Origin of the sequence: Bacillus sp. MYb78 (assembly GCF_002975115.1) — a bacterium.
GTDB classification, from domain to species: domain Bacteria; phylum Bacillota; class Bacilli; order Bacillales; family Bacillaceae_G; genus Bacillus_A; species Bacillus_A cereus.
The window spans coordinates 35,021-49,454 of sequence record NZ_PCOB01000009.1 but is presented as its reverse complement, the minus strand read 5'-3'; the positions used below and the strand labels follow the sequence as shown (position 1 = coordinate 49,454).

Below are 14,434 nucleotides of genomic sequence, written 5' to 3'. Positions count from 1 at the left end.
GAGAAACTATAAATTTTCCGTTTCCTTTTCGTCTGCATACTTATCCTCTAAGGAAATTAATAGAGGGATTGATATAGTTACAAGAATGATTAAAGTGGTGATAAAAGATTTAGAAAGAGAAAAAGAACCTTCAATTAAAGGTGATAAAAACTTGAATGAAAGTATACTTGTTATGAAGGAAATTACTAAAAAGCTCAAAAGAGATATATTTTTATTCTTTATAGATGTCTCTATAAAGTCTTTAACACAGGTTATTACGACAAATATAGTTAATATGATAAGAGAAACAAAATAATGTGTTAAATTCGTCATACTAATAGTAGGATCGTCTATTATGTAAGCAAGTAACTTAGATACTAATATTCCTCCAAACAATAAAATAATAAAAGCAAGTAATCCTTCCGATATATAAGTGCTTAAATTGTTTTTCTTGTCAAAGAGTTTATAGTTTAGAGTAGATTGGGTTATTTGAATTAGGAATAGGGTAATAATCCATACATAATATACAAATGGTAATTCTCCTGAGAATAGAGAAATTAGAAAGTTGACTACTGTCCTTAAAATTTCAATCATTACGAAAGTCCTCCTACTTGTTCAGCTTTATGACATTAGGAATATATGAGTATATCATTTTATAATTAGGTTTATAGATTCAAACTATTTCTAATTATTCCATAATAAGGTGGTTATATCAAGTAGTTATCTTCTATGGTGTGTATTAGTTGTTCACTAATATAAAAAGAACATTTGAACGTTAATACTAGAAAAATAAAAGTAATATGTAATATAATTGAAAAAGTATATTTAAAAATCGATGTTAATATTACCCTCCTATAAGTATTAACATACGTAATTGAGGTGTTTTCTTTGTTGTTTTATGACCGGATTTCTATAATGGCCCCTCCTGTTCCGTAGCTAAGGAAAGTCTTTTTATTTCTGGGATTTTCAAAGTTATAGGAGGGTATGAAAAATGAAAAAAGTCTCAGTACCATCACTTTTGTTAATGATTGTTCTTGTCGCATTTCCGCAAATTAGTGAAACGATTTACACACCGTCTTTACCGGACATTTCAAAGGCGTTACATGTAAGTAATAATGAGGTGCAGTTAACGCTTAGTGTGTATTTTGCTGGATTTGCTTTAGGTGTATTTTTTATTGGATGGCTATCAGATATAATTGGCCGTCGCCCAGCAATGTTATTTGGAATTGTAATATATGGCGCTGGGAGTTTCTTATGCTATATTGCAAATTCCATTGAAGTTTTATTGGTAAGTCGTTTTATTCAAGCGTTTGGAGTAAGTGCAGGATCCGTGGTTACACAAACGATTCTTCGGGAAAGTGTAGAAGGGCATAAGCGGCATGTTATGTTTGCTCAAATCTCGGCAGTCATTGCTTTTACACCAGCGATAGGACCGTTAATTGGTGGCTTTCTTGATCAAATGTTTGGATTTAAAATAGTATTTTTAAGTTTAGTAGTTATGAGTGTCGGGATTTTTCTGTATACATTTGTTTCTCTTCCTGAAACAAAGACGGACTCAGTAACGAATAAAATAAATGTGTTTTCAGTCTTTAAGAAGTTAATTACAAATCCGAAAGTAGTAACGTATGGGCTATTAATTGGAGGAGCAAATGGTGTTTTATTTAGCTATTATGCAGAAGCGCCGTTTATCTTTATTGAATACTTTCAATTATCGCCTAGTATGTATGGATTTCTAGGAATTGTTGTAGCGTCTGCTTCTATTGTTGGAGCGAAAGTTTCGAAACGATTGCTTGCCACGTATAGACCAGAGAAAATTATATATATTGGTTGTCTTGTAATGACAGTGGGAGCTATCCTTTTAACTGTTATTACAGCATTGGGATCAAACCAAAACATAATATATATGATTGGATTTTTAATAGCGATGTTTATATTGCTATTAGGAATTGGAGTAGCGTTACCTAATTGTTTAAGTTTAGCGTTAGTAGATTTTCAAGATGTCATTGGTACAGCTGGAGCGTTGTTTAGCTTAGGGTACTATATAGTAGTAACGATGACAATTTGGGGAATGAGCCAACTTCATACGGGTTCATTAATGGTGATGCCACTTTATTTTCTGGCTATAGTAGTTGTAATGTCAGTGTTTACTAGAGTGTTTATTTTTGGTAAGCAAACTTTGAAATCGGTTTAAATATGAAATCGTAAAAGAGTCTCATTTTTAAATGAGGCTCTTTTATATTTTGGCTGGGGTAAAGAAGTTGGTAGTTTATTAATATATTAAATTTCTCATTGATATATAAATCGAATGTGTGGGAAATTACGTTATCAACTATAAAGGTTGAAGTATTTGACATATGAAACCGAGGAAGAAATGCTCTCCTCTGTTATTTATATTGTAATAATATACATGCCGGAATCATATTGAATAGATGTATTTTATTGTTAATTTAGTTAAAAATTAATCAGACTTATGTATAATAATTTATTGAAAAAATAATTGAATTTTTCAGATTAATGAATTAATATAAGGTAAGTAATTTTAAGATTTATAGAATATTGGAAGATGAAAGGTTTTGAGAATTTTATTAGGAGCACAAAACGATTTTAGGATAGCTTTAAAGCTAGTGTAAAATGACGTTTGCTTCATCATTTTCAGAGCCGAAAGGAATTAGGGGAAAGCATCTTGTTTTAAAATGCGGCTATGAATCATCTAAGAGGGGGGAAGTGAAGTGGCAAACAAAGAATTGAAAAGAGGTTTAGAAGCACGTCATATTCAAATGATTGCTTTAGGCGGAACGATTGGTGTTGGTTTGTTTATGGGGTCAGCCAGCACAATTAAATGGACAGGTCCGTCAGTAATGCTTGCTTATGCAATTGCAGGTATTTTCATCTTCTTCATCATGCGTGCCATGGGAGAAATGTTGTATATGGAGCCAAGTACAGGCTCATTTGCGACGTTCGGTCATAAGTATATTCATCCGCTAGCTGGTTATATGACAGCTTGGAGTAACTGGTTCCAGTGGGTTATCGTTGGGATGTCAGAAATTATCGCGGTTGGAGCGTATATGCAATATTGGTTCCCGGACTTACCAGCTTGGATACCAGGTATAATCGCAATGGTCATTCTTGGCGCAGCTAACTTAATTTCTGTTAAGTCATTTGGTGAATTTGAATTTTGGTTTGCGATGATTAAAATCATTACGATTCTATTAATGATTATTGCGGGATTTGGTCTTATTTTCTTCGGAATTGGTAACGGCGGAGAAGCGATTGGCATATCTAATCTTTGGTCAAATGGCGGTTTCTTTACAGGTGGTTTTTCAGGATTCTTCTTTGCATTATCACTTGTAGTTGGAGCGTATCAAGGTGTGGAATTAATCGGAATTACTGCTGGCGAAGCGAAAAATCCGAAGAAGACACTTACAAGAGCGATTCAAAGTACAATTTGGCGTATTTTAATATTCTATATTGGTGCTATTTTTGTTATTGTAACTGTATATCCGTGGGATCAATTAAGTACAATTGGTAGCCCGTTCGTAGCGACTTTTGCGAAAGTTGGTATTACGGCAGCAGCTGGACTTATTAACTTCGTTGTAATTACAGCGGCAATGTCTGGTTGTAATAGTGGTATTTATAGTGCTGGACGTATGCTTTATACGTTAGGTGTAAATGGACAAGCACCGAAATATTTCACGAAACTTTCTGGAAATGGTGTACCTTTATTCGGTACAGTTGGTGTAATTATCGGTTTAGCGGTCGGTGTTGTTTTAAGTTATATCGCACCGAAAAACTTATTCGTATATGTATATAGCGCGAGTGTACTTCCTGGTATGGTACCATGGTTCGTCATTTTAATTAGTCAAATTAATTTTAGAAAAGAAAAAGAGGCAGAGATGAAAGATCATCCGTTCAAAATGCCATTTGCTCCTGTTACAAACTATTTAACAATTGCCTTTTTAATTATGGTATTAATCGGTATGTGGTTTAACGACGATACGCGCATTTCACTAGTTGTAGGTATTGTTTTCTTAGCTATCGTTACAATTAGTTTCTATGCTTTCGGAATAGGGAAGCGAGCTCCGTTAGACGTTAAAAATAATCAAGAGATTTCAAGTAAATAAAGAAAAGGCTGTTCATCTGGAACAGCCTTTTCTTATTGTTGCTATTTGTCGATAAATCGATATACCTTGACGAATCGTTGATATAATTTGATTTGTGATAGATATATTTGAAAAATCGTTGATATATTGTACGTTATGATAGATATATTCGAAAAATCGTTAATATAATTTTACATACTATCTGTCACTATCATGATTAAAATTTCTCTAATACGATTTTTCCAATGGTGTGCCCGCTTTCAAGTAGTGCATGTGCTTTCTTTAAGTTTTCAGCGTTAATCGGTGTTAATGTTTCATTTTTATGTAAGCTGTACTGATAGTCTAGAAGGAGTTTATTTCTAAAAAGAAGAATTTTTTACTGTATTACTTTATCCAAAACTAAATGTAAAGGTGGATACATAATGACAGTAAAGAAGCTTTATTTCATCCCAGCAGGTCGTTGTATGTTAGATCATTCTTCTGTTAATAGTACACTCGCGCCGGGGAATTTATTGAACTTACCTGTATGGTGTTATCTTTTGGAGACAGAAGAGGGGCCTATTTTAGTAGATACAGGTATGCCAGAAAGTGCAGTTAATAATGAAGGGCTTTTTAACGGTACATTTGTTGAAGGACAGATTTTACCGAAAATGACTGAAGAAGATAGAATCGTGAATATATTAAAGCGTGTAGGGTATGAGCCGGACGACCTTTTATATATTATTAGTTCTCACTTACATTTTGATCATGCAGGAGGAAACGGTGCTTTTACAAATACACCGATTATTGTGCAACGAACGGAATATGAGGCAGCACTTCATAGAGAAGAATATATGAAAGAATGTATATTACCGCATTTGAACTATAAAATTATTGAAGGGGATTATGAAGTGGTACCAGGTGTTCAATTATTGTATACGCCAGGTCATTCTCCAGGCCATCAGTCGCTATTAATTGAGACAGAAAAATCCGGTCCTGTATTATTAACGATTGATGCATCTTATACGAAAGAAAATTTTGAAGATGAAGTGCCGTTCGCGGGATTTGATTCGGAATTAGCTTTATCTTCAATTAAACGTTTAAAAGAAGTTGTGATGAAAGAGAAGCCAATTATTTTCTTTGGTCATGATATAGAACAGGAAAAGGGATGTAAAGTGTTCCCTGAATATATATAATGCAAAAAGTCATGAGCTTACGTGCTCATGACTTTTTCGTTTAAAAAATTTTTTTAAATAAATTATAAACTTTTTTTGAACTATCTTCGTTTAACTGATAGTACGTAAGGTTTACATCATCAGGAGTATCTTGCTGAGCAATCATCACTTCGCTGCTGTGATGATCAACTACCCATATGAAATATTTTTTATAAGTTCCATCCTCGAAAGTAATCCACATATCACAATCTATTAAGTCTGATCCTTCTTCATCTAATGTTAATTTACCTTTTTTTGCGGTATTCATACTGTTAATAAACGTTTTTAATTCATCTGTTTTTGTGAGAAAGATATCCTGTTTTGTTTTAATTGATTCTACATGTATATCTTTTATTTCCTGTTTTCCTAAAAAAACAGGGGGCTCATTTGGATCTCGCGAGCTTGAAATAATAGTAGCTTTCTTTTTCGGTTTATTTGCAGTATAGAGATCTTGAATAGATTTTCCCGAGTTTATAAACCATGCAATTCCAGAAATAATTAATATGCTACCTAGCAATAAAATAATTTTTTTAATAGGATTTTCTCCTCTCTATTACTTCGTGTGAAGAGCTTTTCTATTAATATATGATAGGTAAGCGTAAAGTATTATAGTTGAACTTGGTTATGCTTCACAGTTTTTATCGGGCGATCTATGAGTAAATTGTAAGTGAGCCCAATTAATACGAAAATGCCACCGATAACTTTACCAATTGAGAGTTCATTTGTCAGGAAGAAATCAATAATAGTCCCCGCAAATAATTGTCCGATAAAGATGAGTAATGTTAAATAAAAGGCTGATATTTTAGGAGTAATATAGTTGGATAATGAAATAACGATAACGCCTACTAATCCGCCTAAGTATACGGCGATAGGAATAGACTGCAACTTATGAATAGGGATATACAATGAATCTGAACTGAAAATTAAAAATAACATAGAGAAAAATAATCCAGTAATATAATTGAAAAACGTGCCTTCCCAGTTTCCAATTTCCTTTGCTAAATTCGCGTTAATAATTCTAGCAACAACGATAGAAACACCAGCTAAAATAGCGATCGTAATATATAACATATTTTTGCCCCCCATTAATATATTGTCATGATAATAATCCCAGAAGAGATGAATGCTAATCCAACTAGTTTTTTCTTTTCAAACTTTGCAACTTTCATTCCTAATAAACCGAAATGATCAATAACTATGGAAGCAATGGATTGACCGAGTAAACTTAATGCGATCGTAATAGAAGCACCAAGGACGGAGAAACTTATATTGTTAAAAAGAACAGTGAATACTCCAATCGCTCCAGCGCTATATAAAAAAAGTGGAATACTTTTATCGAAACGAATTTTGTTTTTGTTTATGATTAAAATGAAGATAACTGCAATTAAACCGACAAGGTGAATGACAACACTGGCTGTATACTTCCCAATTAACTCGGATAAAATTCCATTCAATGGAAGCATAACGGCGATGAGCACACCAATAAAGACAGAAAGAAAGTTATACAATGTAATATCCCCTTTATATTTCATATTTGTAATGAATGTATCATGCTGAAATTGTGTATTGTTATGACATATGTCATAGTGGAAGAAGAAAATTTTGATTACAATGGGGATGAGTTGTAAAGGTGGGGGACTATGAAGAAAATATGTAATTCAATTAAATTGGCAGAGTATATAAAGCAAAATAACATTGATTCATTTTTTACTAATAATATGAAACCATATATGGAGCTTATATTTTTTAAGAAGAATGAGTTTATTTGTAGAGAAAATGAAGAGATAGATTATTTATATTTCTTTGTTGAAGGAAAAGCGAAAGCGTTTAACACATTAAGTAACGGAAAATCGGTATTATTATGTTTTTACGATAGTTTGCAGTTACTTGGAGATGTGGAGTTAATTCATTCTCAAAGAATCACTTCAAACGTACAAGTGATGGCAGATTCGTATTGTGTGGGGTTACCTTTAGGAAAAGTGAGAAATAAGCTATTTCATGATGCGAAATTTTTAAGATGTATTTGCGGATCATTAGCACATAAATTAAACCGACTTTCCAAAAACAGTACAATTAATTTATTGTATCCACTTGAAAATAGACTAGCGAGTTACATGTTAGCAGCAGGGGAACGAGCAGTTCAGCATGAAAATAGAATTGTATTTAGTGGGAATTTAACGGAAACAGCGGAATTGTTAGGAACGAGCTATCGGCATTTGTTGCGCACATTAAATGTTTTTTGTGATAAAGAGATAATAAAGAAGAATGATGGTTGTTTTGAAGTAGTAAACGTGGAAGTTTTGAGAGAATTGGCAGCAGATGTTTATAAATAGGAGGAGAGTATAAATGATAACACCTATATTTAGAATTTTTGATATTGAAAAAGCAAAACTATTTTACTTAGGTTTTTTAGGATTTAAACTGGATTGGGAACATCGGTATGAGGAAAATATGCCATTATATTTGCAAATTTCGTTACAGGATGCTGTGATACATTTATCAGAACATCATGGTGATGCCTCACCAGGTGGTGCGATTCGGATCAAAATAGATGATGTAAAGGATTATCATTCTGTAGTATTAAGTAAAGAATATGCTTATTCGAAGCCGAATATAGAAAAAACACCTTGGGGTACAATTGAATTAACTGTAATTGATCCGTTTTCAAATAGAATTACACTATACGAGGAAAAATTGTAGAAATGGAATGAAGAGTAGTTCATAGAGCAGTGAACTGCTCTTTTTTATTTTGAGTAGATATTGAATCATATAAAAAGAAAATGTTATGATTATGGAAACGTATGAATATATGAACAAGTATTCATACGTTTAAGAAGAGGAGGGATTAGAATGAAAGATCTAATTATTATTGGGGCGGGTCAAGCTGGATTAACAATGGGATATTACTTGAAGCAAGAAGGGTATAATTTTTTATTACTTGAGGCAGGAAAACGAGTTGGTGATTCATGGAGAAATCGATATGATTCTTTGCAGCTTTTTACCCCAAGGTCTTACAGTAGCTTGCCGGGTATGGCGTTAATAGGTGAAAAAAATGAATTTCCATATAAAGATGAAATTGCAACTTATTTAGAAGAATATGCAAGACATTTTCAATTACCGGTACAATTGAAAACGGAAGTTATAAAAATAAGAAAGGAGGAAGAAATATTTGAATTGCACACTCCTACAGAAATTTTACAATCGAAAAAAGTTATTATCGCATCAGGTGGTTTTCAGCAACCGTACATCCCCTCATTTTCACAACATCTTTCATCGCATGTTTATCAAATACATTCATCACAATATAAATCACCATCACAAATTCCTAAGGGAAAAGTACTAGTAGTAGGTGGAGGGAATTCGGGAATGCAAATTGTAGTAGAACTTGCAAAGACTCATGAAGTTACAATGTCTATTAGTCATCCTTTAACGTATTTACCGTTACATCTTTTTAGAAAAAGTATTTTCAATTGGTTAGAAGAATTGGGTTTATTGTACGCCGAAGTAAATACAAAGAGGGGGAAATGGTTTCAAAAGAGAAAGGATCCTATTTTTGGATTTGAAGGTAAGGAACTCATTCGTAATGGAGCAATACAACTACAGGAAAAAGTAGTAAGTGCATCAGAAAATAACATTATGTTTCAGAACGGTGAAACATATAGTGCAGAAAGCGTTATATGGTCAACTGGTTTTGTTCAAAATTATAATTGGATTGAAATTGAACAAGCAGTGAATGAGAAAGGATTTCCTAATCATATAAAGGGAATAAGTCCAGTAAAAGGATTGTATTATATCGGATTGCCGTGGCAGTCTCAAAGGGGTTCTGCACTTATTTGTGGTGTAGGAAAGGATGCAGCATATTTGCTTTCTGAAATCAAAAAAATAGATCAGTAGCAGCGACTACTGATCATCCATATGTACATGAATTAGGAGAGGTCAAACATTTATTAACTTTATTATAATTGATTTTCATAAGAATAAAAACTGAAAATTCTAATTTTATGTTGAGAAAGTTTTTTGTATCGAAATATATGAAAGAATAGGGGGTTTTTAGTAAAAGGAAATATGATATTTATATTTTACTAAAGTGTGATATAGTCAATATAGGATTTATTTCCTTAAATTGGTTTTTGTAGTCATTACATTTTTAAAGCAGAAAGGAGAAGTAATTATGAAGTTTGATGATCAACGCTTACTAGGAGTCCGATTAGGTTCTGTACTTGTGACAGAGGAAAATCAATATTTAGTAATTAAGAAGAAAGATCATTATGCACTGTTAAATATACATAATTTAGAATGCACTCATGTTGAAGTGCAGTTAGAACATTTGGAAGAAATGTTGCGGGAAGATTTCCAAGAAAGTATAACGGAGATTATCGCACCAGAACATATAAAAATTGTTGCGAAAAATGTTATATAGATAAAGAAGCTGGAAGGAACAGCTTTTTTATTTTCATTATAAGGATAACGTTTTTACAACCTCACCAATGATCCCTTCCATTTGATGAACACCTAAATCGGAATTGGTCATAATAACAGCACCATTCCCGCAGTATGGATAACAAACCATCATACATTGAAATCCAACGCCCCATCCGAGTGAATAAATCTGTAATTCTTCATTAGAATCATCTAGAAAAACACCTAATCCAGTCCATTTTGAGCAACCTTGAGGAGAAATCATGTCTATTACTAATTTTTGAGAAAGTTTTAGTTTGCCCTTTCCTTGTAAGGAATGAATGATTTCAATAACTAAAGCTGATAAGTCAGTTGGTGTTGTCCAAATACCTGAAGCAGCTGCGAATGGATAAAATGGATACTTCTCATTTGTTACAGTTCTATCTTTATTATGTCCGCAAGCAAAAACATCGGTTTTATCTATGTCTTTTGGAGAAAAAAGTGTACTATTTTTCATTTGTAATGGATGGAAGATGTGTTCTTCTAATAACTGACTAAATGATCTTCCTGTAATATCTTCTAGTAGTAGTTCGATTATACAAAAGTTTGCGTCTGAGTAGTGAAATTCACTTTCTGGTTTATAAGTTACCTCTATAGGTACGGGGCAATATAGTGTTTTACCGGAAAGGAGCTCAGACATATTAGGTAAGCCTTTTGCAGGTGTATAATGTTCAAAACTATTAGGTGGATCAATGAGTCCAGATTGATGGCTTAATAAGTTTCTCAAAGTGATGCTTTTTTGTGAAGTAAATAGATTAGTAGGAATGTTCCAAGATGTGAGTTTATCATTTACGTCTTCGTCTAAATGCAAGATTTCTTGATCTGATAACATTAGTACGAGCATTGTAGTGATGAATTTGCTGATAGAACAAGAATTAAAGAGAGAATTTGTAGTAACAGCTCTAGTTGTTCCAGCTTCAAGTGTTCCAAAGGCAGTCGCTTCATCTAGTTTGCCATTACATATAACAGCGAGGCTTAAACCTGCAACGGAATATTGGTTCATTTTCTCGTATATATTGCTACTTTTTAAGTTCATGGTGACTCCTTTCTTTAAAGACAGAGTAGTATTTTTATTATACAGTAGTAAAAAAAAGAAAACACTTCGTCATTCACCAATGAAGTGTTTTCTTTTTTAGTTAGTTTGAAGTGAACTTTTGAAAAAATTTGTCTCGGTACATGTACATAACCCATGAGATTGTTATTAAAGAAATGATGATTTGTTTGTTTGTTTTTAATTGGTGCATTGAAAACAAGCCAACCAACTATATCAAATAACAAATGTAGCACGATTGAAAGAACTACAAATTGAAGTAACGTATTTAAAAATCTTTTCATAAAGTGTCCCCCTAAAATAATAGGTTTTATTAACAGTTTGATATAGTGATATTATACATTAAATGTTTAATGTGGTAAAATTTACATAAGTTAGTGGGATAAAGCAAATGAAAGTTAGTAAGGGGGAACATTCATGGAATTCTGGATGGTTATACTGATAGTAGCCTTTGGTTTCATTTATATCGCTGAAAAATTAACTACAATTGAAAAGAAAAATGATGCGCGTTTAAAGAGAATTGAAGATAGATTACAATTAATTACGAAAGAAATGGGAATTATAGAAAGAGAACCTGAAATTAATAAAGAACTACGCCAGCTTGTAGAAGAAGGCAAAAAAATTACAGCAGTTAAGAGAGTAAGAGAAGCTTTTGGTTTTTCCTTACTAGAAGCGAAGCAATATGTTGATAAATTATAAAAAAGATCATCCATTTGGGTAATCTTTTTCACTGCACCATGCGTGTATTTACATAAGCCGCGATTATAAAGTGTCCAATTAGAGTGATAGGAATAACGATTGTGACATTAGGCGTAGTGAAGACACTGCCGATTGTCGCAATGACACCAGCAATTAAATTATAAAGACCTACTATTTTTGATAGTTTCACTTTATCAGGTACGCGGCGTTCGTTGAATCCTGATAAGAGCCAAGTGTACTGCTTTACTCCGATGAAATAAGCTAGTGCAAATGAAATAATTACTACTATAAATAATGTTGGTGAAGCGAAGAGAGTCATTGCAAACACCTCCGTTAATGGGCTATAAATAAATTATAGTCCGAATGTTATAATTTAACAAAATATAATTTTGGTTTTAAGTGTAATAGAAAAATGGAGTATTGGTAATGAGGGGAGATTAAGTATGAATATTGTGGAGTTTCAGAGGTATGTATCAAATTTCAGTAAAGAAAAAGGATTTCAAGATACAACAATTGAAGAGCGTACGATATATACGATGGCGGAATTAGGTGAATTAGCAGAAGTTATATTAAAGCGTGATAAAATACAAGATTCGAAAAGAGAGATTGGTTTAGAAATGTTTGATGTCATTTGGAATGTATGTGATTTAGCAAATAAGTTAGAAATTGATTTGGAGAAGGCATTTGAAGAAAAAATGAGGATAAATAAAAAACGTGAATGGTAAGTGGAATATTAATGTGTAAAGAAGGGGGATACGAGTGAAAAGGAAGCTTTTTATAGGAGGAATCTTTACCTTAATTAGTGTAATGAGTGTTGTCGCTTACTTAGTTTTTCAGGGTATATTCATTCCGAATCAAATAAGTGCGGATAAGTATGAAATAAAAGGTGCAGATGTTGCGTCGTATCAAGGGGATATAGATTGGAGAGAGTTGGAAAAGCAAAATATGAAGTTTGCGTTTATAAAGGCGACTGAAGGAAGTTCGTTTGTGGATGAGTACTTTTCGAAAAATTGGAGGAATGCGAATAAGACAGATATGCGCATCGGAGCGTATCATTTTTTTAGTTTCGATAGTAAGGGTGAAACACAAGCAGAGCAATTTATACGAACTGTTCCAAAATATAAACAAGCACTGCCACCCGTGATTGATGTTGAGTTTTACGCTAACAAAAAAGATAATCCGCCTAAGCGTGAAGATGTTACGAAAGAGTTGGCGGTCATGATTGAAATGCTAGAAAAACATTACGATAAGAAAGTAATATTGTATGCAACGCAAGAGGCGTATGATTTATATATAAAGGATGCGTATCCAAAATGTGATATATGGATTCGTAGTGTTCTTACAAAACCGAGTTTATCTGATGAGAGAAAATGGACGTTTTGGCAATACACGAACCGCGGGAGATTAAGCGGTTATAATGGAAAAGAAAAGTATATTGATTTGAATGTATTTTATGGGAATGAGGAAGAGTTTGAGAATTATGGAATGGAAGATTAAGTTTTAAAGCGTACAAAATTTTGTACGCTTTTTTGTTAATTACATAAAAGTATGCAAATGAAGATGGAACAAACATTTGAGATGAATTGTCTAATATAGGTAATAACTATTTAGCTTGAAAGAAAGGGTTGATAACATGAAAAAGAATACGTTGTTAAAAGTAGGATTATGTGTAAGTTTACTAGGAACAACTCAATTTGTTAGCACGATTTCTTCTGCACAAGCATCACAAAAGGTAGAGCAAATAGTAATCAAAAATGAGACGGGAACCATTTCAATATCTCAGTTAAACAAGAATGTATGGGTTCATACGGAGTTAGGTTATTTTAATGGAGAAGCAGTTCCTTCGAACGGTCTAGTTCTTAATACTTCTAAAGGGTTAGTACTTGTTGATTCTTCTTGGGATAACAAATTAACGAAGGAACTAATAGAAATGGTAGAAAAGAAATTTCAGAAGCGCGTAACAGATGTCATTATTACACATGCGCACGCTGATCGAATTGGCGGAATAACAGCGTTGAAAGAAAGAGGCATTAAAGCGCATAGTACAGCATTAACCGCAGAACTAGCAAAGAACAGTGGATATGAAGAGCCGCTTGGAGATTTACAAACAATTACGAGTTTGAAGTTTGGCAATACAAAAGTAGAAACGTTCTATCCAGGGAAAGGACATACAGAAGATAATATTGTTGTTTGGTTGCCACAATATCAAATTTTAGCTGGAGGCTGTTTAGTAAAATCTGCGGAAGCTAAAGATTTAGGAAATGTTGCGGATGCGTATGTAAATGAATGGTCTACATCGATTGAGAATGTGCTGAAGCGATATGGAAATATAAATTCGGTAGTACCTGGTCATGGAGAAGTAGGAGACAAGGGATTACTTTTACATACATTGGATTTATTAAAATAAGAAATTGTAGAAATACAAAAGAAAGGAGAAATAATTTTCTCCTCTCTTTCTTCTAACTATATTTAAATGCTGAATCTGTCGATTACGTCAGCGTATATTACTGAGATTTTAATTCCAAGTATACAAATACTAGTACTGTCATAATTGCAATAACAACGTAAGTAGCATCAAGCATTATAAGTGTTTTTAAAGTTTCAGTCATCGTAATTCACCCCTGTTATAAAAATATAACATGATCTTTTTATTGATTAGATTAGAGATCATAAAGATAAAATGTATATGAAATTTCTTAAGTAGCTTCTATATAAATATATCATATAAATAATGTAAGTAATGTTAAGATAGTGTAAATGTATTGTAAATAAAGAGGTTTACAATGAAGGCTTTAATAAAAAAATGATAGTTCCTTAAAATAAAAAATACGCTATTTTCATATGAGATGAATTGCAATTATTTGTATAAGGGATTCAAAAAAATTTTTTCGTTGTATATATTTCTCCAAATTAATTATTTAGCTATTTAAAAGTATCGAAAGATGTGTGCACAC

The 14,434-nt window shown here is 32.7% G+C and carries 17 protein-coding genes and 1 pseudogene; 11 read left to right on the top strand and 7 right to left on the bottom strand.

Annotation, left to right across the window (positions count from 1 at the left end):
* Positions 1-6 precede the first annotated feature (6 nt).
* Complete coding sequence (locus CQ064_RS18080; RefSeq protein ID WP_000570038.1) at positions 7-573, bottom strand: DUF5823 family protein; 567 nt, start codon at positions 571-573, stop codon at positions 7-9.
* 397 nt (positions 574-970) lie between these two features.
* Here CQ064_RS18080 and CQ064_RS18075 point away from each other — a divergent pair, with 397 nt between their 5' ends.
* From CQ064_RS18075 to aiiA, 3 genes are all read left to right on the top strand, one after another.
* Positions 971-2,170: a multidrug effflux MFS transporter gene (locus CQ064_RS18075; RefSeq protein WP_000758010.1), complete on the top strand. Its 1,200-nt coding sequence runs from the start codon at positions 971-973 to the stop codon at positions 2,168-2,170.
* Between the two features lie 538 nt (positions 2,171-2,708).
* Entirely contained in the window at positions 2,709-4,100 is a 1,392-nt protein-coding gene (locus CQ064_RS18070) for an amino acid permease (RefSeq protein WP_001284402.1), read from the top strand.
* A gap of 401 nt (positions 4,101-4,501) precedes the next feature.
* Positions 4,502-5,254 (top strand): quorum-quenching N-acyl homoserine lactonase AiiA, encoded by a 753-nt coding sequence (gene aiiA, locus CQ064_RS18060; protein WP_000216591.1) that lies wholly within the window; start codon positions 4,502-4,504, stop codon positions 5,252-5,254.
* A gap of 40 nt (positions 5,255-5,294) precedes the next feature.
* Here aiiA and CQ064_RS18055 read toward each other — a convergent pair whose 3' ends face one another.
* The 3 genes from CQ064_RS18055 to CQ064_RS18045 form a co-directional block, all read right to left on the bottom strand.
* On the bottom strand, positions 5,295-5,789 hold the full coding sequence (locus CQ064_RS18055; RefSeq protein ID WP_000901530.1) for a hypothetical protein: 495 nt from the start codon (positions 5,787-5,789) through the stop codon (positions 5,295-5,297).
* An 89-nt stretch (positions 5,790-5,878) separates the two neighbouring features.
* Positions 5,879-6,343 (bottom strand): DMT family transporter, encoded by a 465-nt coding sequence (locus CQ064_RS18050; protein WP_000965811.1) that lies wholly within the window; start codon positions 6,341-6,343, stop codon positions 5,879-5,881.
* Between the two features lie 14 nt (positions 6,344-6,357).
* Positions 6,358-6,804 (bottom strand): DMT family transporter, encoded by a 447-nt coding sequence (locus tag CQ064_RS18045; protein WP_003271105.1) that lies wholly within the window; start codon positions 6,802-6,804, stop codon positions 6,358-6,360.
* A 108-nt stretch (positions 6,805-6,912) separates the two neighbouring features.
* Here CQ064_RS18045 and CQ064_RS18040 point away from each other — a divergent pair, with 108 nt between their 5' ends.
* From CQ064_RS18040 to CQ064_RS18025, 4 genes are all read left to right on the top strand, one after another.
* A complete protein-coding gene (locus tag CQ064_RS18040; RefSeq protein ID WP_000717647.1) occupies positions 6,913-7,605 on the top strand; it encodes a cyclic nucleotide-binding domain-containing protein in 693 nt (230 codons plus the stop codon).
* Between the two features lie 13 nt (positions 7,606-7,618).
* On the top strand, positions 7,619-7,972 hold the full coding sequence (locus tag CQ064_RS18035) for a glyoxalase superfamily protein (RefSeq protein ID WP_000632406.1): 354 nt from the start codon (positions 7,619-7,621) through the stop codon (positions 7,970-7,972).
* Between the two features lie 150 nt (positions 7,973-8,122).
* Positions 8,123-9,166, top strand: coding sequence for a flavin-containing monooxygenase (locus CQ064_RS18030; RefSeq protein WP_000653865.1), 1,044 nt, complete (start codon positions 8,123-8,125; stop codon positions 9,164-9,166).
* Between the two features lie 277 nt (positions 9,167-9,443).
* Positions 9,444-9,692 carry a hypothetical protein gene (locus CQ064_RS18025; protein ID WP_000666948.1) on the top strand — a complete coding sequence of 83 codons (249 nt, stop codon included), beginning with the start codon at positions 9,444-9,446 and terminating at the stop codon, positions 9,690-9,692.
* A 36-nt stretch (positions 9,693-9,728) separates the two neighbouring features.
* On the opposite strand, the gene CQ064_RS18020 is transcribed toward CQ064_RS18025, so the two are convergent.
* A complete protein-coding gene (locus tag CQ064_RS18020) occupies positions 9,729-10,766 on the bottom strand; it encodes a serine hydrolase domain-containing protein (RefSeq protein ID WP_001050185.1) in 1,038 nt (345 codons plus the stop codon).
* A gap of 100 nt (positions 10,767-10,866) precedes the next feature.
* A pseudogene (locus CQ064_RS18015) lies at positions 10,867-11,065 on the bottom strand (hypothetical protein).
* Positions 11,066-11,198: 133 nt separating this feature from the next.
* Here CQ064_RS18015 and CQ064_RS18010 point away from each other — a divergent pair.
* Positions 11,199-11,480: a hypothetical protein gene (locus CQ064_RS18010; protein ID WP_000397721.1), complete on the top strand. Its 282-nt coding sequence runs from the start codon at positions 11,199-11,201 to the stop codon at positions 11,478-11,480.
* 28 nt (positions 11,481-11,508) lie between these two features.
* Here CQ064_RS18010 and CQ064_RS18005 read toward each other — a convergent pair whose 3' ends face one another.
* Entirely contained in the window at positions 11,509-11,799 is a 291-nt protein-coding gene (locus CQ064_RS18005) for a DUF3784 domain-containing protein (RefSeq protein WP_000171776.1), read from the bottom strand.
* A gap of 124 nt (positions 11,800-11,923) precedes the next feature.
* On the opposite strand from CQ064_RS18005, the gene CQ064_RS18000 reads away from it, so the two are divergent.
* The 3 genes from CQ064_RS18000 to bla2 all read left to right on the top strand — a co-directional run bounded on the left by CQ064_RS18000 (position 11,924) and on the right by bla2 (position 13,887).
* The gene (locus CQ064_RS18000) at positions 11,924-12,205 is read left to right on the top strand and encodes a MazG nucleotide pyrophosphohydrolase domain-containing protein (RefSeq protein ID WP_001028130.1); all 282 of its coding nucleotides are present in this window, start codon (positions 11,924-11,926) and stop codon (positions 12,203-12,205) included.
* Positions 12,206-12,239: 34 nt separating this feature from the next.
* The gene (locus tag CQ064_RS17995) at positions 12,240-12,977 is read left to right on the top strand and encodes a glycoside hydrolase family 25 protein (RefSeq protein WP_000823593.1); all 738 of its coding nucleotides are present in this window, start codon (positions 12,240-12,242) and stop codon (positions 12,975-12,977) included.
* Positions 12,978-13,113: 136 nt separating this feature from the next.
* Positions 13,114-13,887, top strand: coding sequence for a BcII family subclass B1 metallo-beta-lactamase (bla2, locus tag CQ064_RS17990; RefSeq protein WP_000742481.1), 774 nt, complete (start codon positions 13,114-13,116; stop codon positions 13,885-13,887).
* Positions 13,888-14,434: the final 547 nt, after the last annotated feature.